General features: G+C 62.4%; 14 protein-coding genes. 10 read left to right on the forward strand and 4 right to left on the reverse strand.

Annotated features, from left to right (window positions below; genetic code table 11):
- The coding region (locus tag AACW18_RS02025; RefSeq protein WP_256352010.1) for a VCBS domain-containing protein at window positions 1–6,464 on the forward strand (6,464 nt) is incomplete at its 5' end.
- 225 nt (window positions 6,465–6,689) lie between these two features.
- Here the strand turns inward: AACW18_RS02025 and mdtH are convergent.
- A complete protein-coding gene (mdtH, locus tag AACW18_RS02030) occupies window positions 6,690–7,883 on the reverse strand; it encodes a multidrug efflux MFS transporter MdtH (RefSeq protein ID WP_218290807.1) in 1,194 nt (397 codons plus the stop codon).
- Between the two features lie 208 nt (window positions 7,884–8,091).
- Between mdtH and AACW18_RS02035 the strand changes: the two genes are divergently transcribed.
- Complete coding sequence (locus AACW18_RS02035) at window positions 8,092–8,991, forward strand: LysR family transcriptional regulator (protein WP_218290446.1); 900 nt, start codon at window positions 8,092–8,094, stop codon at window positions 8,989–8,991.
- A gap of 53 nt (window positions 8,992–9,044) precedes the next feature.
- Here the strand turns inward: AACW18_RS02035 and AACW18_RS02040 are convergent, their stop codons facing one another.
- A complete protein-coding gene (locus AACW18_RS02040; RefSeq protein WP_218390012.1) occupies window positions 9,045–10,814 on the reverse strand; it encodes a M4 family metallopeptidase in 1,770 nt (589 codons plus the stop codon).
- Between the two features lie 348 nt (window positions 10,815–11,162).
- Here AACW18_RS02040 and AACW18_RS02045 point away from each other — a divergent pair, with 348 nt between their 5' ends.
- The 8 genes from AACW18_RS02045 to putP all read left to right on the forward strand — a co-directional run bounded on the left by AACW18_RS02045 (window position 11,163) and on the right by putP (window position 20,069).
- A complete protein-coding gene (locus tag AACW18_RS02045; protein ID WP_218390013.1) occupies window positions 11,163–11,717 on the forward strand; it encodes a GNAT family N-acetyltransferase in 555 nt (184 codons plus the stop codon).
- On the forward strand, window positions 11,717–12,268 hold the full coding sequence (rimJ, locus tag AACW18_RS02050; RefSeq protein ID WP_218390014.1) for a ribosomal protein S5-alanine N-acetyltransferase: 552 nt from the start codon (window positions 11,717–11,719) through the stop codon (window positions 12,266–12,268). The genes AACW18_RS02045 and rimJ overlap by 1 nt, the downstream gene beginning before the upstream one ends.
- 212 nt (window positions 12,269–12,480) lie before the next feature.
- A complete protein-coding gene (locus tag AACW18_RS02055; RefSeq protein ID WP_042651643.1) occupies window positions 12,481–13,587 on the forward strand; it encodes a 1-acyl-sn-glycerol-3-phosphate acyltransferase in 1,107 nt (368 codons plus the stop codon).
- A 299-nt stretch (window positions 13,588–13,886) separates the two neighbouring features.
- Window positions 13,887–14,357 (forward strand): YhcH/YjgK/YiaL family protein, encoded by a 471-nt coding sequence (locus AACW18_RS02060; RefSeq protein WP_218390015.1) that lies wholly within the window; start codon window positions 13,887–13,889, stop codon window positions 14,355–14,357.
- Window positions 14,358–14,590: 233 nt separating this feature from the next.
- Entirely contained in the window at window positions 14,591–15,790 is a 1,200-nt protein-coding gene (locus AACW18_RS02065) for an acetate kinase (protein ID WP_042651645.1), read from the forward strand.
- Between the two features lie 133 nt (window positions 15,791–15,923).
- Window positions 15,924–17,180: a mechanosensitive ion channel family protein gene (locus AACW18_RS02070; protein WP_218390016.1), complete on the forward strand. Its 1,257-nt coding sequence runs from the start codon at window positions 15,924–15,926 to the stop codon at window positions 17,178–17,180.
- Between the two features lie 171 nt (window positions 17,181–17,351).
- The gene (locus AACW18_RS02075) at window positions 17,352–18,278 is read left to right on the forward strand and encodes a L,D-transpeptidase family protein (RefSeq protein WP_218390017.1); all 927 of its coding nucleotides are present in this window, start codon (window positions 17,352–17,354) and stop codon (window positions 18,276–18,278) included.
- 273 nt (window positions 18,279–18,551) lie between these two features.
- Window positions 18,552–20,069 carry a sodium/proline symporter PutP gene (gene putP, locus AACW18_RS02080; protein WP_218390018.1) on the forward strand — a complete coding sequence of 506 codons (1,518 nt, stop codon included), beginning with the start codon at window positions 18,552–18,554 and terminating at the stop codon, window positions 20,067–20,069.
- 59 nt (window positions 20,070–20,128) lie between these two features.
- Here putP and AACW18_RS02085 read toward each other — a convergent pair whose 3' ends face one another.
- Window positions 20,129–20,722 carry an MliC family protein gene (locus AACW18_RS02085; RefSeq protein WP_218390019.1) on the reverse strand — a complete coding sequence of 198 codons (594 nt, stop codon included), beginning with the start codon at window positions 20,720–20,722 and terminating at the stop codon, window positions 20,129–20,131.
- Window positions 20,723–20,882: 160 nt separating this feature from the next.
- A complete protein-coding gene (locus AACW18_RS02090; protein ID WP_218390020.1) occupies window positions 20,883–21,488 on the reverse strand; it encodes an NAD(P)H-dependent oxidoreductase in 606 nt (201 codons plus the stop codon).
- Between the last annotated feature and the right edge of the window lie 21 nt (window positions 21,489–21,509).

A 21,509-nucleotide genomic window follows, 5' to 3' on the forward strand; every position in this document is an offset into this window, starting at 1 on the left:
TGGATGGCACCAGCCACACCGTGACCATCACCATCACCGGCGTCAATGACGGTGCCGAGATCAAGGGTGATGACAGCGGTGCGGTGACCGAAGACCTGAACGTGGTCAGCGGTAACCTGACCGAGACCGGCAGCCTGACCCTGACCGACGTGGACGGGGCCGACGAGGCCGAGTTCAAACCGGGTGTGGGTACCCCGAGTGCCGGCGCCCTGGGTCAGCTGGAGATCGATGCGGCGGGCAAGTGGAGCTATGAGGTCGCCAACAGCAAGGTGCAGTACCTGGGCCAGGGTGAGACCAAGGTCGAGACCTTCGTGGTTGAGAGCCTGGATGGCACCAGCCACACCGTGACCATCACCATCACCGGCGTCAACGACGGTGCCGTGATCAGCGGTGCCGACCACGGCGCGGTGCTGGAAGATGAGAGCAAGCCGACCCTGACCGACAGCGGCACCCTGACCATCGGTGATGACGATGCGGGCCAGGCGGTGTTCCAGCCGGGCACCGGTACCCCGACCGGCAACGTGCTGGGCCACCTGACCATCGATGCGGATGGCAAGTGGACCTACAACGTGGCCAACGGCGACGTGCAGTACCTGAAAGAGGGTGAGACCAAGGTCGAGACCTTCACCGTGCACAGTGCCGACGGCACCAGCCACGAGGTGGTCATCACCATCACCGGCACCAACGATCTGCCGGTGATTGCCGGCGACGACCACGGCGCGGTGACCGAGGATGCCAGCAATCCGACCCTGACCGACAGCGGCACCCTGACCCTGACCGATCTAGATGCGGGCGAGGCAGTGTTCAAGGCCGGTACCGGTACCCCGACCGGCAGTGTGCTGGGCCACCTGACCATCGATGCGGATGGCAAGTGGACCTACAACGTGGCCAACGGCGACGTGCAGTACCTGAAAGAGGGTGAGACCAAGGTCGAGACCTTCACCGTGCACAGTGCCGACGGCACCAGCCACGAGGTGGTCATCACCATCACCGGCACCAACGATCTGCCGGTGATTGCCGGCGACGACCAGGGTGCGGTGACCGAGGATGCCAGCAATCCGACCCTGACCGACAGCGGCACCCTGACCCTGACCGATCTGGATGCGGGCGAGGCAGTGTTCAAGGCCGGTACCGGTACCCCGAGTGCCGGCGCTCTGGGCCACCTGACCATCGATACCGCTGGCAAGTGGACCTACAACGTGGCCAACGGCGACGTGCAGTACCTGGGCCAGGGTGAGACCAAGGTCGAGACCTTCACCGTACAGAGCCTGGATGGCACCAGCCACACCGTGACCATCACCATCACCGGCGTCAATGACGGTGCCGAGATCAAGGGTGATGACCGCGGTGCGGTGACCGAAGACCTGAACGTGGTCAGCGGTAACCTGACCGAGACCGGCAGCCTGAGCGTGACCGACGTGGACGGGGCCGACGAGGCTGAGTTCAAGCCGGGCAACGGCACCCCGAGTGCCAATGCCCTGGGTAGCCTGACCATTGCCGCGGATGGCAAGTGGAGCTATGAGGTCGCCAACAGCAAGGTGCAGTACCTGGGCCAGGGCGAGACCAAGGTCGAGACCTTCACCGTGCACAGTGCCGACGGCACCGAGCACACCGTGACTATCATCATCAATGGCACCAACGATCTGCCTACCCTGGCCATTTCCAATGGGGCCGTGGTGTCCGAAGAGGGTCTGGCAAACGGGATCGCCGACACGACCGGCAACTCGGATACCACGGATGGCACCAGCATGTCCGGCACCCTGTCCGTCGGTGACGTGGACAGCGGCACGCTTGATATCTCCCTGGGCGGACCCGCCGGGTTGACCTCCGGCAGTGCGGAGGTTCACTGGAACTGGGATGCCGGCAGCAAGACGCTGGTCGGCTATACCGGCACCTTGGGAACTGGCGATTACAAAGAGGTGGTCGAGGTCACTCTCACCGCGCCAAATGGCAGCGGCAAGGGGGACTGGTCTTATGATCTGACCCTCAAGGGGCCGCTCGATCACGCTGATGTCACCCTGGAAGACAAGCTGTCGTTCCAGCTGGACGTCAGGGTATCCGATGATCATGGCACCACCACCGGCAAGCTGGATGTCACCGTCGAGGATGATGCCCCCATCGCCGGGGATGCCGCCGCCGTGGCGGTGACCAAGACCGATATTCCCAACCCCCTGACCGGGTTGTTTGACCTGACCAGATACAGCGGCAACAAGCTGAGCCTGGATATGGCTGGCTTTACCATCACCGCCAAGGGCTTTACCTCGGCGACCAACTCAGACCTGATCGATGCCAATGTCAATGGGACTTACTTTGGGCTGGGGGTCTCCAGCGTGGCGGCGCCGAACCTCAATCTCGCCAACGAGATCGATTTCCGCCACTTCGCTAACGGAACTTCCGCTTCCGAAGAGTTGATCGTCAAGCTGGATCCGGGCACCGTCGCCTATGGCGTCAATATCAAGTTCAGCCAGATGTTTGGTGGCGAGCTGGAGAAAGGGGTGGTCGAGTTCTACCGTGACGGCAATTTGATCGGCATCCAGAGTTTCAGCTCCAACGCTGCTGGCGGCGACTATGCCGGGAACTTCCAGGTGCAGCAGGGTGGCTTCGATACCATGGTGATCAAGGCCACCAACAACGGTAACAATACCTACTCCGACAACAGTGACTTCACCGTGAAGAGCATCGAGTTCCTCGGCTCTAGCACGGAACAGGCCATCGCCTATGGCTCCGGCACCGTGGCCCCGCAGTGGGGTGCGGACGGCCAGGGGCACCTGCAGCTGCTTGGTTCGTCCGAAACCGGTTTGACCACCGCCACGGGTCAGTCGATCACCACCTCCATGGAGTCGCCCAATACCCTGGTCGGCAAAACCAGCGATGGCACCCTGGTATTCCGTCTGGAGTTCACCCCGGCCACCGGCAAGTGGGAGTTCTTCCAGTATCAGAACATGTCCAAGCCGTTAGGCGATGGGGATATCGACTTCCAGTTCAAGGCGGTGGATGCGGATGGCGACGCCAGCACCGGCTCCTTCGCCACCAAGCCGCTGTTCACGCCTATCGTGCAGTCGGTCTCGGCCGACAGCGTGACTGAGGGGGGCAGCCTGCATCACACAGTGACTCTGTCTGACCAGACTCAGGAAACGACCCAGTATGATTTCGCCATCAATGGCAGTGGCGGCCATCCGGTATCCGGTACCGATTGGAGTCGCGCCCAGTTCAGCAATGGGGTGACCTACGACAGCGCCACCGGCAAGCTCACTGTGCCGGCCGGGGTCTCCGGCTTCACCGTGACCATCCCGACGGTGGATGATCGTCTGGTCGAGTCGAACGAAACGCTGACGGTGACTGTAGGTGGCCAGAACGGTATCGGTACCATCATCGACAACGATCGGGCGCCGACCACTGTGGGTGGTCACAGCGTCGGGGCGGAAGATCAGCCGCAGGTACTGAAGTGGGCCCAGTTTGGCGCCACTGACGATCAGGCCGCCGGCGATCTCGGCGTGAAGATCGGCACGCTGCCGTTCAATGGCAAGCTGGAGTACCTCAATGCGGCTGGCCAATGGATTGTCGTGAAGGCGGGGGATCTCATCTCCCATGCCGACATCGACAGCGGCCACCTGCGTTTCGTGCCTGGGGCCAACGAGTCGAGCTCCAGCGCCGCCAATGGCCATGGTGCCGATACCGGCAACCTGCATGGGGACTATGCCAGCTTCGACTTCCAGATCAGCGACGGTGCCAACCTCAGCAATGGTGGCAAGCTGGTGATCGATGTGACGGCCGTGGCCGACAAGCCGACGGTCGACATCAGCCTCACGGGCAATGGCATACCGCTTTATCAGGGCTTCCCTAGTTCGGGGATCAGCACGAGCAGCTTCCAGTCCGGTGCCATCAATGGCAGCGCCCTGGGCGTTGGCGCACCCATGTATGATGCCAATAGCGGCCAGGATTCGGTCTATGGCGCCAATGGTAACGATTATATCGTCAGCTCCCACGGCGGCGGCGATCTGCTTTATGGGTATGGTGGCAATGACATCCTGGTCGGTGGCAATGCTGTGCAGGGGGATTCCCTCTACGGCGGTATCGGCAATGACATCCTGGTCGCGGGCCTTGGCCATGATGGGCTCTTTGGTGATGCCGGGGATGACATTGCCATATTGGCGGGCAACCGCGCCGACTACGTCATCCAGAAGGGCACGGGTTATTCGACCAACGATCGCTGGTTCGATTTCAGCGTGAACGAGCATGGCGCCGGGGTGACCAAGGCGCTGCACAGCATCGAGTATGTGCAATTCGACGATGGCATCTACCGGATTGATCAGAGCACGGGGGAGCTGACCCTGGTGCCACCGACCGTGGTCGATTATCCGGTTGAGATCAATGCCTCCCTCACGGATCGCGATGGCAGCGAGGTGTTCGACAGCCTGGTGCTGAGCGGCATGCCGCAGGGCGCCCAGCTCTATCACAATAACCAAGTGCTGGGCACCGCCGGGGCCGACGGCAAGATCACCCTCGCTTCCGGTAGCGGTCTGTGGAGTGCGGGTGCGCTCGATGTGAAACTGGGTGGGCTGACCCTGCGGGTGCCGGGTGCCGAGGCCGGCCAGGTCGATCTGCGGGTCGAGGCCATCTCCAAGGAGGCGGGCACCGACCAGATCAGCACGGCCACCGATGACGACAGCATCCGCCTGAGCTACTTCGCTACTACCGAAGGGGAGCCGGGCGACCAGAACCGGACCTATGGCAGCGAGCACAACATAGTGGTCGGCGATCTGGATGGCAGCGTGGTGCTGCCGGGTCAGAACTACAACATCGCCTTCATGGTCGACAGCTCCGGCAGTATCGGCACCAGCGCCATGAATACCATCAAGAACCAGCTGTCTCAGGTCTTCGCTACCCTCAAGGTCAGCGCGGGTACCGAGGGGGCCGGCAAGGTCAATCTGTTCCTGGTGGACTTTGATTCCCAGGCCCACAAGTCGATCAGTGTGGATCTGAAAGACCCCAACGCCTTGACCAAGTTGCAGTCAATCCTCAGCAGCATGGATGGCAGTTCTCAGAATGGTGGTTCGACCAACTATGAGGATGCACTCAAGACCACGTCTAACTGGTTCAACAGCGATGTGGCCAAGAACAATGCCAACGCCAAGAACCTCGCTTATTTCATTACTGATGGGGCGCCTAACACTTATTACGTCAATGAAACTACTAATCCTGTCGTGAATAACACGACTAATGAAAAGTTGGATTCGTTTGTCAACGTTAACAATTATGTTTTGGGACAAACCGTCTATGCCAACATTGGCGGACAAGATCGGGTTCTGATCGATGGCAATGGGAATATTAATCAATGGTATCAAAGAGCTAACGGGTCTTGGCGCTCTAACCCTATTGGCACTATCCGTGCTCAGGGTGATGGTACTTATGAGAGTTCTCGCTTTGACACCGATGGTTCGGAGTCTCGGGCATTGCAGAATGCGCTGGCCGTGTTGCCACTGCTGGCTGCCAATAACGTGATCTTGCAGGCCATCGGTATTGGCAGCAATGTCTCTATCGCTACCCTGAAACAGTTCGATAGCGACCAGATTGTGCAGTCCAACGTGTCGGCCAACGACTTGGCCAATGCCATCCTGGGCACCTCCATCAACAACCTGCCGGGAGCCGACAAGTTCGATGGCGGGGCCGGCGACGATATCCTGTTCGGTGATGCGGTGCACTTCGCCGGGATCCAGGGGGAAGGTTATGAGGCCATCAAGAGCTATGTGGCGAGTCAGCTTGGCCGCACGGATGTGCTGGATGCCGACGTACACAGTTACATCCAGGGTCATACCGCCGAATTCGATCAATCCTCCAGCAATGACAAGGCGGATGTGCTGCTCGGGGGGGAGGGCAACGACATCCTGTTCGGTCAGGGTGGCGACGACATTCTGGACGGTGGGGCCGGCAATGACATCCTGTTCGGTGGGGCCGGTGACGATACCTTGTTTGGCGGTCTGGGCAATGACCAGCTCTCAGGTGGCAGCGGCAACGACATCCTGTACGGTGGCGTCGGCGACGACAGCCTCAGCGGCGGTCTGGACAACGACATCCTGACCGGGGGACTTGGCAACGACATCCTGAAGGGGGATGCGGGTGCCGATACCTTCAGCTGGATGCAGGGCGACACCACGGCAGGCACGGTAGCCAAGGATTACGTCGTCGACTTCTCCAAGGCGGAGGGGGACAAGCTGGATCTGAGCGATCTGCTGGACCACGATGGCAGCAAAACGGAGAGCTCACTGAAGGGCCTGCTCTCGGTCTTCCAGGACAACGAAGGGGTGCATCTGCAGGTCAAAGAGAGCAGCACTGCCCCGGTCACCCAGGAGATAGTGCTGACGAACCATACCTTCGACAGCCTGACCGGTGGCTCTGCTTCCACCTCCGGGCAAGTCATCGACTACATGCTGAGCAACCATCTGCTGGAGATCGACAAGCACTAACGCCTGTCTGGGATATCTTGTAGCGCTAAGAAGCGGCAGAGCAATCTGCCGCTTCTTTTATGGGTGCAATTCGGCCAGCCCATGAGGCATTCACTAAACAGGGAGAGAGTGGGGAGGCGAGTGACTCGTCTCTGTCGTCGTATCGCGGGATAAAAACAAGGCGCCGGCTCAGAGGAGCCGGCGCCTTGGGTGTCAGGACCGGGAGTGTTTTATCCGGGGAGCCGCTCAGGCATTGACGTGGGCCAGGCGAGAGTCACGCTGGAAGCAGTTCACCAACAGCAGGAAGGTGGTGATCCCGACGGTGCCCAGCACCAGCCAGGGCAGCCAGGGTTGACCCTGGGCATTGGCGTAGTCGTGCAGGGCGCCGCCGCCGACATAGCCGGTCATGCCGCCGAGGGCGAGCCCCAGCCGGCTGAATCCCATGTAACTGCCACGGGCACCGGGTTGCGCCAGCTTGGTCATGAGCGTCTCCCGGGCCGGCTCGGCGATGACGATGCCGAGGTAGAAGCAGGCAAGCAGCATGAAGACGGCGGGCAGGGTGGTGGCAAAGGCCACCAGCCCGATGCCGGCGGTCATCAGCAGCACCCCCGCCATCAGCCGGCTCTCCAGCTTGAAGTGGCGCTCGCCGTAGCGGGCAAGGGGGTAGAGCAGGGCCAGGGAGATAGCAGTCTCCAGGGTATACATCCAGCCGACCGCCGTGGTGCTGCCCGCCATCTGCTTGACCAGGATGGGGAAGATCAGCATCACCTGCACCCAGAGCGCGTAGTAGCCGCTCAGGATCAGCACCAGCCGGCAGAATGCCTTGTCCGCCAGCACCTGACCGAGTCCGGCCCGGATCGGGGTCGGCCGCTGGGAGAGCTTGTAGGGGGGCAGGATCAGCAGGTTGCACAGCGCCGCGCAGACAAACAGGCCGGCCCCCAGCAGGCAGACATATTCAAAATCGAAGTTGAGCAGCCAGCTGCCGAGCAGGGCGCCGGCCACGGCGCCGGCACTCTCCAGCATCATCAGCAGCGAGATGTAGCGACCCCGTTCGTGCGGGCGGGTGAACTTGATCACCAGAGCGGCGCGGGGAGGATCGAACAGGCAGCCGCCGAGCCCGGAGAGGATGCAGGAGAGGATGAGATCCAGCCCGCTTTGGGCATAGGCCAGGCTGGCAAAACCGGCCGCCCGCAGCAGCATGCCGCCGACGATGAGCGGGCGGGCGCCGAACTTGTCGGCCAGGGAGCCTCCCAGCACGCCGAGCCCCTGCTGGGTCAGCTGACGCAGCCCCAGCGCCAGCCCGACCAGCCCGGCCGCCCAGCCAAGCTGATCCACAAACCGCAGGCTGATCATGGGCATCACCACGAAAAATCCCAGGATCACCAAGAGGGAATCCAATGCCAAGAACCACCGCCCCAACCGCCTCGCCCGCTCTACCATGACACTCAAACCCCAGCTTGCATCGATAACATTATTAGATGTGTGTTCACTGCCTGAATGGCGCCGTCACCAAACAGAGCCAAGGACGGAGATAAGTCCCTGACTCGCTGGCGATCTGCCATATCATGACAATTGATACTGCTATTCTGGGAGGGGGCCAGATATAGTGGTAGCCGACAACTGGCTATATTTCATATTGGATTTGGTTATGGCTATGACGCTCGATGATTTGCAATTACTGCTGGATGTGGTCAACCGTGGCAGCTTCAGCAAGGTGGCGGCCATTCGCGGCTGGTCACAACCCATGGTCAGCCAGCGGATCGCCGTGCTGGAGCAGGAGCTGGGACAGCCGCTGTTTCGCCGCCATCGCCGTGGCGCCACCCCGACCCCGGCCTGCGAGCAGTTTCTGCCTGCCGCGAGCGCGGCCCTGAGCGCACTGGAAAGCGGCCGCCTCGCGATGCAGGGGGCGCCGGCCCTGCCGCGGATCAGACTCTCCTGCCTGCCCTCGCTGACGACTGTGATGTTCGGCCCGCTGCTGCTGGCCCTGGTGGACGAGGCGTTCGAGATCCGCTGCAACACGGATCACTCCGGCATCATCATGCAGCAGCTGCTGACCGGCGAGACCGACGTCGGCTTCATCCTCAAGTGCCCCGCCATCGCGGGCATCCAGCTCGAGCTGCTCTATCGCTCCCCCATCATCGCCGTGGCCTGTGCCACCCACCCGCTGGCGGGACGCCAGGGGCTGACCCTGCAGGACATCGCCAACGAACGGCTGGCCCCCCAGCAGTGGGGCACCGGCTGTGACGAGCTGATCCTGCAGTTGCGGCTGCTGCGCCAGGTGGCGAGCCCGCTGCACGCCATCCAGCCCGCCAGTGCGGCGCGGGAGCTGGCGCTGGAGCACGGCTTCATCACCCTGATGCCGGCGCTCGCCATCAGTCGGGATCTGGAGTTTGGTCGCCTGGTACGGCTGGATGTGGTGGATCTGCCGCCGGATCACTGGGACGTGATGATGGCCTGGCGCAGCGGCAAGCGGCCGAACCGGGAGAAGGAGCGGGTACTGGAGGCCGCCCGCACCCTGGCCCGGCGCTGGTCGGGCAAGTCCGCATAAAAAAAGCGCCGGACATGTCCGGCGCTCAGGGCTGATGAAGATTCAACGGCTCATCAATAGCTGGCCTTGAGGCTCAGCCCGGAGAAGGCGCTGAAGGCGCTGAGCTGCACATGCCAGGTGCCCGCCTTGGGCGAGGTCAGGGTGCAGGTCTCGGCGTTGCCGCTCTTGTAGGGGCGGCAGTCATAGCTGCTGCCGGTCGGCGCCGAGCCGAACTTCACGTAGAGATCCGCATCCCCGCTGCCGCCGCTGCTGGCGACCACCAGCTGGCTCTTGCCGGCCGGAACCTCGATGGTGTAGCTCAGCTTGCCCCCCTTGGCGGCGGAGAGCCCGGTCACCGGTACACCGTTTTGCAGCACGCTGCCGGTCGGTGGCGGTGTGGTGCCGCAGCTCGCGTTGACGCCGACCGCGCTGAAGGCGGTGGCCACGTCAGTCAGGCTGTAGCCCAGATCGGTGGCCGCCTTGGTCACGCCACAGGCGCCCTGATCGTAGGTGGTGTTGGCGCCCCAGTAGAGGCGGTTGGCCAGCACGAACACCTCGAATGCCTTGCGGGTGTTCCAGCCATTGCTATTGGCCAGCAGGTAGAAGGCGCGGTTGTAGACCCCTGAGCTGTGGTGCACGTCGATGCCGTCATAGTAATCGCTGGCATGGCCGATGGAGCTGCCATCCCGGGTCGGATCCTCGAAGTAGCGCAGCGAGCCGTTGCCCTTGAAGATCTGGGCCCCCACCAGCCAGTCGTTGCTGCCCTTCATGTAGTTCTCAGCCGCTTCCCCCGCCATGTCGGAGAAGGCCTCGTTGATGCCGCCGGACTGACCGGAATAGACCAGTCCCGAGTTCTGCTCGGTGAAGCCGTGGCTCACCTCGTGGGCGGCCACATCCAGGCTCACCAGCGGGTAGAAGGTGGTGGCACCGTCGCCGAAGGTCATCTGGCTACCGTCCCAGAAGGCGTTCTCGTAGTTGCGGCTGTAGTGCACCCGCATCTTCAGCTTGAAGCTGAGCGGCGCCGTGTTGTACCAGTTGCGGTACATGTCGAACACCACGTTGCCGAAGTAGTGGGCGTCGTTGAGCGGCGAGTAGGCGCCGTTGATCTCCTTGACCGTGTTCTCCGGGCAGGTGAACTGGTGCACGCTGCCGCCGGAGGTGGCGTGGTTGAGGTTGATGGTGTCCACGTTCGGGCTGCTCATGCGGCAGCTGTCATCCACCAGCAGGGGGCCAAAATCCGCGCCGTAGAAATATTTTCCGGTCTTGAGGTTGCCGCCCGGGCCGGTGGCGTCCTTGTGGTTGATCCCCTCCCAGCGCTTGAGTTCGGCGCCGCTCTGGGCATCGACCACCACGAAGGGACGGCTCGGCTGTTCGCTCGCCGCCAGCCAGGAGACCAGATAGACCAGGCGGGCCTGACCGGCCTCGTCCTGCATCACGAACAGCTTGACCCGCTCGTTGCTGCCCTTGGCTCCGGCACGCGCCTTGAGGGCGGCATCGGCGGGGGAGAGGGTGGCGGCGGGGCTGCTCAGGTCGGCATCGATCTGGCGCAGGATCTGGCCGGAGACCTGGCTTACCTGGCCGCCGAGAGACTGCTCGGCCACCAAGCCCTGGCCCCAGACCGGAATGCCGTGCCAGGTCTGCTCATAGCGCACCCGCTGCTGGCCGTTGGGCAGCTTGATTACCCTGATCTGACGAAACTCGCCATCCCCCGCCAGCGCGCTCACCCCGGCGGCACCACTCGGTGCCCCCTGAAGGCCCGCAGCCTGACTCACTTCCACCTGTTCTGCCGCCAAGGCGGCGCTTCCCCAGCAGGCCAGTACCACGGCCAAATACACTTTGTTCATCTCGTCTTTCCTTAAGTCGATGAAGATTGCACGCCGGGTCCGTTGCCCGGCGTTCCTACACTAGTGCGCAGGCTCGAAATAGCTGCCTGTCATATGTGACAGATCAGCAGAAAGGGATAGCAGGATCGACTGCTGCGTCCATTACATCCCGTGTAATGACGGGATGCTGGCGCGTTATGCCAAAGAAAGAGGTGAATGCGGATCCTGCGAAATGGCGGCCCAAGCGGGCCCGTCCATATGGGGATTGCCTGTCGGTGCAAGGTGTAGAAAGCCCTTGGCAGACAATGGCTTGGTTGACTACAGTGGCTCACGGATGACCCTCTGCTGGTCATCAGCGGAGGAGGATGGATGTTTTCATGGCAACTGGATGACGAATTGGCGCTCTTGTTCCTGCAGCCCGACATGGCCAGCGAGCTCTTTGGCCTGTGCCAACGCAATCGCGACTACCTGACCCAGTGGCTGCCCTGGCCGCCCCTTATCCAGCAGCCGGCAGACAGCGCCACCTTCATCCGCCACGCCATCGAGAAGTTCGCGCGCGGCGAGGGGTTGACCACCGCCATCGAGTATCAGGGGGAGGTGGTCGGCGTCATCGGCTACAACCAGATCGATCAGGCGCTGGCCAAAGTCACCATCGGCTACTGGCTGGCCGAGCGCTGGCAGGGCAACGGCATCATCACCCGGGCCTGTCAGGCCTTGATCCATCACGCCTTCGAGGAGATGGGGATGGAGAAGGTGGAGATCAGCGCCGCGCAGGAGAACGAACCGAGCCGGGCTGTCTGTGAGCGGCTCGGCATGCAGCAGGAGGGGATCACCCGGCGGGCGGAGCGACTGGCGGATCGGGTAGTGGACCACGTCCACTACGGTCTGCTGCGCGACGACTGGCTCAGGCAGAGGGACCATTGATGGTACTGCCGCATATCGTCACCCCCCGCAGCCAGCTGACCATACTGCCCCCGGAGCGGGCCTCCCTGATGCTGGATTTTTACCAGCGCAACCGGGCGCACCTGATGGCCTGGGAGCCAAGGCGCGACGAGGATTTCTATACCCTGAGCCATTGGCACGGCCGCCTGCGTGACGGCTACGGCCAGTTTTTCGACGGCAGCGCCGTGCAACTGGTGGCGCTCGACCCCCAAGGGGAGCGGGTGCTCGCCACCTGCAACTTCACCCACATCCTGATGGGCATGTTCAAGGCCTGTCACCTCGGTTACGCCGTCGATGAGGAGCACCAGGGGCAGGGGTTGATGCAGGAGGTGCTGACCGCCGCCATCGACTATCTGTTCCGGGAGCATGGACTGCACCGCATAATGGCCAGTTACATGCCCGCCAACCGGCGCAGCGGTGTCCTGCTCGATCGCCTCGGCTTCGAGCGAGAGGGATACGCCCGGGATTACCTGATGATCAACGGCCGCTGGGAGGATCATGTCCTCACCGCGCTGATCAACCCGGCGGACTAGCCAGCAGTGTGACCAGCTACATCTCGGTCAATCAACCCGCGCAGTGGTGCCAATTGGTCGTACCAGATGTGATTGCGACGGCTTTTTCACGATAAGCCGGCACTATCTGCGCGCATCTCATACCCCTGACCATAAAAGCGTGTAAAATTGCGCCCTGAATTTTCCCGGTCAGCAGCAGCTGGCCGCGACTCCATACTTGCAAGGCTGACATTGTGACAGAAGTAGATAGATTCGCGGATATTCGCCCCTATCGCGATGATGAAGTGCCGGCTGCCATCGAGCGGCTGATCCAGGATGATGAGTTTATCGGCGCCATTGCCAAGTACCGTTTCGGCTCCCTGATGAGCTGGCTGGGTTGGGCCATTCGCCCGCTGATACGCCAGTTCCTGCGCCACAAGTGGGCCAAGGTCACCACGGTTCGTCAGGTACAGTTGGGGGTCACCCGCTACATGGCCCGCATGATCGCCACCTCCACTCAGGGGGTGACCTTCTCCGGTCTCGAGCACCTGAAGAAAGAGCAGGGCTATCTGTTTGTCTCCAACCACAGGGACATCGCCATGGATCCGGCGTTCGTCAACTGGGGGCTGCACACCCACGGTTTCGACACCGTGCGCATCGCCATCGGTGACAACCTGCTGCGCAAGCCCTGCGCCACCGAGCTGATGAAGCTCAACAAGAGCTTCATCGTCAAGCGCTCCGCCAAGGGGCCACGGGAGATGATGAAGGCCCTCGGCGAGCTGTCGGCCTACATCGGGCAGTCGGTGCACGAAGGCCACTCCATCTGGATCGCCCAGAAGGAAGGGCGCGCCAAGAATGGCGACGACAAGACGGATCCGGCCATCCTCAAGATGTTCTACGTGGATGGCAAGAAGCAGAAGCTGGACTTCGTCGACTACATGCGTAGCCTCAACATAGTGCCGGTCAGCATCAGCTACGAGGTGGATCCCACCGACAAGGCCAAGGCGCGCGAGCTGTACGAGAAGTCGGTCAACGGTAGCTACGAGAAGGGCGAGTTCGAGGATATCGAGAGCATAGTCGCCGGCATCGTCGGCCAGAAGGGGCGGGTACATGTCTCCTTCGGCGCCCCCATCACCGAGGGCTTCAGCGATCCGGACGAGCTGGCGGCGCTGATCGACAAGGCCATCTGGAGCAGCTACCGCCTCTTCCCGGGCAACTATCTGGCCGCCGATGTGCCCGGCAAGGCCAGCACCATAGAGCAGACAGCCTTCCTGACCCGCCAGTCGGAGGTGCCAGAAGAGCACAAGGCCCTCTGGCGTGCCATGTATGCGAAGCCGGTTGAGAACGCCAACAAGGTTTGAATGACACCGATGGTGCGAAAAAACGGGAGCTGATGCTCCCGTTTTTGCGTCTGGTCAAAGTTGGCGGCAATCGACTAGTGAATAATATTGTTTCAGCTGGTACGATCATCTGGTGAATGAGCGGGTATCTCTTGGCAATGAGCGGGCGACTGTGCAACAGTGACCCAACGTCAACGAGATGACTCATACTCTTCTCGGTCTGCATGGATGGCAGACGGCGCTAGACAAGGACCTTTAACGGGTCCTTTTTCATTGGTAGACAAAGATAGACCACGGATACACCTAAGGATGCGCATCTCATGATCACCGGCAGTCTGGATACCTTGCAACGCACCCCCTTGCCCGCCCCGCTGGCTCGCATCATGGCCGAGGTGGTGAAAGATGTGGCGCACTGGCGGGATGCCCCGCTCGGCAAGCGCGAGATCGACGGCCTGCGGCTGTTTTGCCTGGTGAGCGAGGAGCTGACCGAGCCGGTTGCGGCCCGTCGCGGCGAGTTTCATGAGCAGTATCTGGATATCCAGCTGCTGTTGCGTGGTGCGGAGTGGATCGGCGTGGGGCCCCATGCCTACCGGAACGACGGTGCCGATCACCCCCATCCCGATCTCTGGTTCGTCGCAGACGAACAGACCAGTTATCTGGCGTTGCAGCCCGGCGACTTTGCCATCTTCTGGCCGGGAGAACTGCATCGCCCTCTCTGTACCCTGACCACACCCGCTAAGGTGAAGAAACTGGTGGTCAAGGTTCATAAAGATCTGCTGACCGGATGTTAGTCAGCAGCGCGGGGGTTTAGGCTCCCGCCCACGACGAGGCCGTTTCGGATGAACGGTGGCTTGTCCCGCATTGAAGACTCGATGAGTGCGCCAGAGCCTGTAGCCGGCACTCACTGCATTGAAAAATTGGGCGCACCCTCCTGCGACCATAAAGCCCCCGGCAGGGGAATCCCATCCATGTTGGATGACACGACACTGTCGGCGTAAAGCCGAAGCACAGGAAGATGTAGAACATGAGCAAGTTGGTATTGATCCTTAACTGCGGTAGCTCTTCCCTGAAATTTGCCGTAATGGACGCTGAAACAGGTGAGGACATGCTGTCCGGCCTGGCCGAATGTTTCAATCTGGATGATGCACGTATCAAATGGAAACTCCATGGGGTCAAGGGTGAAGCCATGCTGGGAGCGGGTGCCGCTCACCAGGCCGCCCTCGACCATATCGTGACCCAGATCCTGCCCCTGGATCCTACCCTCGCCGAGCAGTTGGTGGCCATAGGTCACCGCATCGTACACGGTGGCGAGCAGTTCTCCCGCTCAGTGCGCATCGATGACGGCGTGATCGCCGGTATCGAGGCCGCCATCCCGTTCGCGCCGCTGCACAACCCGGCTCACCTCATCGGCATCCGTGCCGCGCTCAAGGTCTTCCCGGCCCTGGCCGAGAAGAACGTGGCCGTGTTCGACACCGCCTTCCACCAGACCCTGCCGCAAGAGGCCTATCTCTACGCGCTGCCGTACAAGCTCTATGAGGAGCATGCCATCCGTCGCTACGGCGCCCACGGCACCTCCCACCGCTTCATCGCCGAAGAGACCGCCAAGGCGCTGGGCAAGCCGCTCGGCGAGTTGAACCTGATCAACTGCCACCTGGGCAACGGCGCCTCCGTCTGTGCCATCCGTAACGGTGAGTCCGTCGACACCTCCATGGGGCTGACCCCGCTGGAAGGGCTGGCGATGGGCACCCGCAGTGGCGACATCGATCCTGCCGTGGTCTTCTTCATGCACGACCAGCTCGGTTACAGCGTGGATCAGATCAACCACTGCCTCACCCGCGAGTCCGGCCTGCTGGGCCTGACCGAGGTGAGCAGCGACTGCCGCTATGTCACCACCAACTATGCCACCGACGCCGGTGCCAAGCGGGCGCTGGATGTCTTCACCTACCGGGTGGCCAAGTACGTCGGCGCCTATGCCGCCGCCATGGACGGTCGCCTCGACGCCCTGGTGTTCACCGGTGGCATAGGTGAGAACGCCGCCATGGTGCGCGAGATGGTGCTGGAGCGGCTGGCGCTGTTCGGCTTCAAGGTCGACAAGGACGCCAACAACGCCGCCGTGCTGGGTGGTGAGGGTCCCATCACTACCGCCGACAGCCGCCTGGCGCTGGTGATGCCCACCAACGAAGAGCTGGTCATCGCCCGCGATGCCCTGAGCCTGGTCGGCTAAGGCCCCCTCGCGCTGAATCAACGCCCGGCCCGTGCCGGGCGTTGTCGTTTCTGGCGCCGATTGAGTGGCTTGTCATTTGACATGGGGTGGCAGATACGTACCCTGACGGCAGTTTCACGTAGCGGAGGTAGGGATGAAGGAGACATTTTTTCACTGGCTAACCGGCATGGGGGTCGAGGTCAGCAACCTGATGGCACTGGTGATCGCCCTGGGCTTCATCGTCCTCACCTCGCTGCTGCTGCACCTGGTGCTGCACCGCATCCTGCTGGTGCGCCTGGTGGGGCTGCTCGGCAAGACCAAGCAGATGTGGCTGCCACCCCAGCTGCAACAGCGGCTGTTCTACCGGCTCGCCCTGGTGCTGCAGGGGGCCGTGTTGCTCGGTCAGGCCGAGCTCTGGCTGCCGCGCAAATCCGACAGCCTGCTGTTGATCGAGATGCTGGCCCAGCTCTGGATCCTGCTGTTCCTGCTGCTCGCGCTGTTTGCCCTGCTCGATTGCCTGCTCGCCCTGAGCCGTCACACCCGTTTGTGGCGGGATATGCCCCTGCGCGGCATCTTCCAGGGAGTGAAACTGGTGGGCAGCATCCTGGTGGGCATCCTGATGATCGCCCTGCTGTTCGGCAAGTCACCGCTGTTCCTGTTCAGCGGCCTGGGGGCCATGACCGCGGTGCTGATGTTGGTGTTCAAGGACCCCATCCTCGGCCTGGTGGCGGGGATCCAGCTCTCGGCCAACCGCATGCTGAGCGTCGGTGACTGGCTGCAGATGGACAAGTACGGCGCCGACGGCGAGGTGATCGACATCGGTCTCACCACGGTCAAGGTGTCGAACTGGGACAAGACCATCACCACCATCCCCACCTATGCGCTGATCTCGGATTCGTTCAAGAACTGGCAGGGGATGACGGAGTCCGGCGGCCGCCGCATCAAGCGCAGCGTCAACATCGACATGACCAGCGTGCGCTTCCTGACGGCGGAGGAGCAGCTGCAACTCAAGCAGGCCCAGCTGCTGGCGCCCTACCTCAGCCGCAAGCAGCAGGAGCTGAGCGCCTACAACCAGCAGCTCAGCGATGCGATCAGCTGCCCCATCAATGGCCGCCACCTCACCAACCTCGGCACCCTGCGCGCCTATCTGGATGCCTATCTGCGGGCCCACCCCAGCATCCGCAAGGACATGACGCTGATGGTGCGCCAGTTGGCACCGACCAGCGAGGGGATACCCCTTGAGATCTACTGTTTCACCGCGACCACCGCCTGGGCGGACTACGAGGGGATCCAGGCCGATATTTTCGACCATATATTTGCCATTATTGGGCAATTCCACCTGAGATTGCATCAATCGCCCACAGGTTACGACATGCGTGCCTGGCAAGGCGCCGCCACCGGCAACGGCTAGGGTCGCTGGGGAACGCGCGGGGCTGACAATCCTGCGCGGATAAGCCCATTTGCCGGTTGAATTTTTGCCCGCAGAGGAGAAAAATGGCGGCCTTCTCTTCGCCCCGGGATGGTACCGCCTATCCCGGCCGGGCCCAGAGTCTCGAATCACCCCATTCATCACAGGAAAGTTATGAAGCTCCTCCACAAAACTGCGGCCATGCTGTGCTGCAGCCTCGTCCTGACCGCCACGCCTGCGCTTGCTGTCGAATATGCCCTGCCTGCGGCCAACAGCCGCCTGGTGGGTGAAAATCTGGAATACGTGGTGCCGGTAGAAGAGGCGGGCCAGCCTCTGGAAGCCGCCGCAGCCAAGTTCCAGCTGGGATTGACCAACATGCTCGAGGCCAACCCCAAGGCGGACCCGTTGCTGCTGCAGGCCGGTGAGACGCTGATCGTGCCCCATCAGCTGATCCTGCCGGATGCCCCGCGCGAGGGGATAGTGCTGAACGTGGCCGAGATGCGCCTCTACTACTACCCCAAGGGCAAGCAGGTGGTGCAAGTGCTGCCCATCGGCATCGGCCAGCTCGGCACCGATACCCCGGAGAACTGGGTGACCAGCGTGCAGCGCAAGAAGGCGGGCCCGACCTGGACCCCGACCGCCAAGATGCACGCCGAGTATGCCGCCCGTGGCGAGCCCCTGCCGGCGGTCTGGCCGGCCGGCCCGGACAACCCCATGGGGCTGTTCGCACTCTACATCGGCAAGATGTACGCCATCCACGGCACCAATGCCCAGTTCGGCATCGGTCTGCGGGTGAGCCACGGCTGCGTGCGCCTGCGCAACGAAGACATCGAATACCTGTTCAAGCAGGTACCGGTCGGTACCCGGGTGCAGTTCGTGAACCAGCCGATCAAGGCCTCGGTCGAGCCTGATGGCCGCCGCTATCTGGAAGTGCACCAGCCGCTGTCCCGCAGTCAGGAGGAGTTCAACTCCAGCCTGCCGGCCCCGCTGCCCATCACCCCGGCGGTGACCCGCTTCATCGCCCATGCCGACAGCGATTCCCAGCTGATCAAGCAGGCGCTGGAACAGCGCAGCGGCATGCCCATCGCCATCAGTCGCTGAGCCTGCCGTCATCGATATCGAGCCCCGGCCCAGGCCGGGGCTTTTTTGTGGCCCCGAGCAAGCTGGCAGTCAGGATAAGTCGTTGCTGCAGTGGCAGAATGTTCGGCTAATTCATCCTTGAGTAGTTGCTTAGTTAAGGGTGAAACGTTTTCAATGTGTTTTTTATTTGTTAAAAACAGTTGAGCTTAGTGTATCTGCTGATTACTCTAGGCCGGTTTTTAAGGAAGAGCCCGTCGTGAGAACGGGTACAAGAGTCACATAACGGAGTTTTGCATGACAGCTAGCACCCCAATGCTTATCACCTTCCTGGTGTATATCCTGGGTATGGTCCTGATCGGCTTCATCGCCTATCGCGCCACCCGCAACTTTGACGATTACATTCTCGGCGGCCGCCGTATGGGCAGCTGGGTCACCGCGCTCTCCGCCGGGGCCTCCGACATGAGTGGCTGGCTGTTGATGGGCTTGCCGGGCGCCGTCTTCATCGGCGGTATCTCCGAGAGCTGGATCGCCATCGGCCTCACCATAGGCGCCTACTTCAACTGGCGCTGGGTGGCCGGTCGGCTGCGGGTTCACACCGAGAAGAACCGCAACGCCCTGACCCTGCCTGACTACTTCACCTACCGCTTCGAGGACAAGAGCCGGGTGCTGCGCATCCTCTCCGCCCTGGTGATCCTGCTGTTCTTCACCATCTACTGCGCCTCCGGCGTGGTGGCGGGGGCTCGCCTGTTCGAGAGCACCTTCGGCATGAGCTATGACACCGCCCTTTGGGTCGGCGCCGCGGCCACCATCACCTACACCTTCTTCGGCGGCTTCCTCGCGGTGAGCTGGACAGATACGGTGCAGGCCACCCTGATGATCTTCGCCCTGATCCTGACCCCGGTGTTCGTCATCATCGCCGTCGGCGGCATCGACACCGCCATGGTGCAGGTGGCGGCGCAGAATGCCAGCAACCTCGACATGTTCAAGAATCTGGACTTCATCGCCATCATCTCCCTGATGGCCTGGGGCCTGGGCTACTTCGGCCAGCCCCATATCCTGGCGCGCTTCATGGCGGCGGATTCCCACCACTCCATGGCCAGCGCCCGTCGCATCAGCATGACCTGGATGGTGCTCTGCCTCGGCGGCGCCGTGGCCATCGGCTTCTTCGGCCTGGCCTACTTCAGCACCTTCACCGAACAGGCCGCCGGCGTGACTGGCAACCCGGAGCGGGTCTTCATCGAGCTCTCCAAGATACTGTTCAACCCCTGGATTGCCGGTGTGTTGCTCTCCGCCATCCTGGCGGCGGTGATGAGTACTCTGAGCTGTCAGCTGCTGGTCTGCTCCAGCGCCATCACTGAGGATCTCTACAAGCCCTTCCTGCGCAAGAATGCCTCCCAGAAAGAGCTGGTGTGGGTCGGTCGCGCCATGGTGCTGGTGATTTCGCTCATCGCCATCGCCGTGGCCGTGAACCCGGAGAACCGGGTGCTGGGGCTGGTGAGCTACGCCTGGGCCGGCTTCGGTGCCGCCTTCGGTCCCGTGGTGCTGCTCTCGGTGCTCTGGTCGCGGATGACCCGCAACGGCGCCCTGGCCGGCATGCTGGTCGGTGCCCTGACCGTCATCGTCTGGAAGCAGTTCGGCTGGCTGGGGCTCTATGAAATCATCCCGGGCTTCGTCTTCTCCGGTCTGGCGATCCTGGTGTTCAGCCTGCTGGACAAGGCGCCCTCCAAGGCCATGCTGGATCGCTTCGACGAGGCCGAGCGCGAGTTCCAGACTCCGCCGGATGCGGTAGGCGAGCCGGTTGCCGTGAACTGATACGGCTACTGCCAATAACAAAAAGCCCCGCGATGCGGGGCTTTTTTATGAATACCGTTTTACTCGGCGCCGGCCTTGCCCTGCGCCTGGCATTGCAGGGGCGGCTCGCCGTAACGCTCCAGGGTGGCGTCCTTGCCCTTGGTCAGGAGGCTGAGGTTTTGCCCCTCGTAGCGGGCGCCGCTGGCAACGGGGACGCCAAATGCCAGCACCTGCTGATCCGGGTCCAGATTGATGACGGCGGCGGGGATCTTGGCATCCTGGTAGAAGTAGGTGGTCAGCCTCAGCTTGTCGCCGCATTGATAGAGCACGGGGGAGGGCACCACCAACTGGCCGCCCTTGATCTGCAGCTCGGTGATGCGCGTCTGATAGCTGGCGTCGATGCACTTGCGTGGATCCGTGTCTTTCCAGCACTCGTTGCGCCCCTTGATCCAGCCACGCTGCATCGCCTTCTCGGTCTTCTGCTGTTCGGCCGAGAGCTTGCTCATCGCCTTGGGATAGAGGGTCGCGAGCTGGTTATCCAGCGCCGCCAGCCCGGCATCCTGGCAGATAAGCTGCTCGGTGGTGCCGTGGGCCTTGGCACAGTCAAAGGAGGGGGTGGCGGCACTGGCCAGCAGTGGCATCAAGGCGAGGGTGCCAAGCAGCATCTTGTTCATCGGAAAGGCTCCTGAGAGGGGGGAATACCCGCCTACTAGAGCACAATGGGGCGGGGCCGCCGAGGACTTTTTCACCCCAGGCTCCCTTGCCCGTCTCTCTGGGCCCCGTTGCCGACAACATCCGGCATCAGGGCCCACGGCAGGCTGCCGTGGCCTTTGCTTATGTGAGTCGCCGCGTCAGCCTCTGCGCATCATGGCGGGCCGCGGCCGCCACCCGGCCCAGCCAGCGCTGTCGCTCCCGCTCGCTGGCGGTATGGACAGGCCCCAGATGCTGGCGATGGGTCAGCCTGATGCCACAGAGCCCGAGCACGGGCTTGTCGAGGGTGCGCTCGACGGGGGAGCCCAGCCACCAGCGGTAGTACCAGAGCGGGCTGTCCATGGTGAGCAGCAGGCGCGCCGTCTTGCCCGCCAGCAGGCGATCCGGGTGCACCTTGCCCTCCTGATAGCGAAAGGCGAAGCCCGAGAGCAGCGTTCTGTCCAGCAAGCCCTTGAGCCGGGCCGGCAGGTGGCCCCACCAGAGGGGGGCGACGATCACCAGATGGTGGGCCTGCTTCAGACTCTGTTGCAATGCCAGCAGATCGGGCTCGAGGGGCTGCAACTCGTCATAGCCATGGTGCAGATCCGGCTCGAAGGCGAGCTCCCCCACGTGATGCAGGGTGACCTCTGCGCCGCCCTCCTCGGCGCTGCGGGCATACTCCCGGGCCAGGGCATGGCAGAGGCTGTCGGGTTTGGGGTTGCCGTTGATGATAAGCAGCTTGGGTGTCATGGCGTGGCTCCTGATGAAATG

The sequence above is a fragment of the Aeromonas sp. sia0103 genome, from assembly GCF_963895295.1.
In the GTDB taxonomy this organism is placed as follows: Bacteria; Pseudomonadota; Gammaproteobacteria; order Enterobacterales; family Aeromonadaceae; genus Aeromonas; species Aeromonas encheleia.

What these genes read in the sequence shown, in the direction of transcription:
- mdtH (WP_218290807.1), bottom strand. Translation starts at nt 7,883, where the DNA reads ATGGTAGAGCGGGCGAGGCGGTTGGGGCGGTGGTTCTTGGCATTGGAT.
- AACW18_RS02035 (WP_218290446.1), top strand. Translation starts at nt 8,092, where the DNA reads ATGGCTATGACGCTCGATGATTTGCAATTACTGCTGGATGTGGTCAAC.
- AACW18_RS02040 (WP_218390012.1), bottom strand. Translation starts at nt 10,814, where the DNA reads ATGAACAAAGTGTATTTGGCCGTGGTACTGGCCTGCTGGGGAAGCGCC.
- AACW18_RS02045 (WP_218390013.1), top strand. Translation starts at nt 11,163, where the DNA reads ATGTTTTCATGGCAACTGGATGACGAATTGGCGCTCTTGTTCCTGCAG.
- rimJ (WP_218390014.1), top strand. Translation starts at nt 11,717, where the DNA reads ATGGTACTGCCGCATATCGTCACCCCCCGCAGCCAGCTGACCATACTG.
- AACW18_RS02060 (WP_218390015.1), top strand. Translation starts at nt 13,887, where the DNA reads ATGATCACCGGCAGTCTGGATACCTTGCAACGCACCCCCTTGCCCGCC.
- AACW18_RS02065 (WP_042651645.1), top strand. Translation starts at nt 14,591, where the DNA reads ATGAGCAAGTTGGTATTGATCCTTAACTGCGGTAGCTCTTCCCTGAAA.
- AACW18_RS02070 (WP_218390016.1), top strand. Translation starts at nt 15,924, where the DNA reads ATGAAGGAGACATTTTTTCACTGGCTAACCGGCATGGGGGTCGAGGTC.
- AACW18_RS02075 (WP_218390017.1), top strand. Translation starts at nt 17,352, where the DNA reads ATGAAGCTCCTCCACAAAACTGCGGCCATGCTGTGCTGCAGCCTCGTC.
- putP (WP_218390018.1), top strand. Translation starts at nt 18,552, where the DNA reads ATGACAGCTAGCACCCCAATGCTTATCACCTTCCTGGTGTATATCCTG.
- AACW18_RS02085 (WP_218390019.1), bottom strand. Translation starts at nt 20,722, where the DNA reads ATGAACAAGATGCTGCTTGGCACCCTCGCCTTGATGCCACTGCTGGCC.
- AACW18_RS02090 (WP_218390020.1), bottom strand. Translation starts at nt 21,488, where the DNA reads ATGACACCCAAGCTGCTTATCATCAACGGCAACCCCAAACCCGACAGC.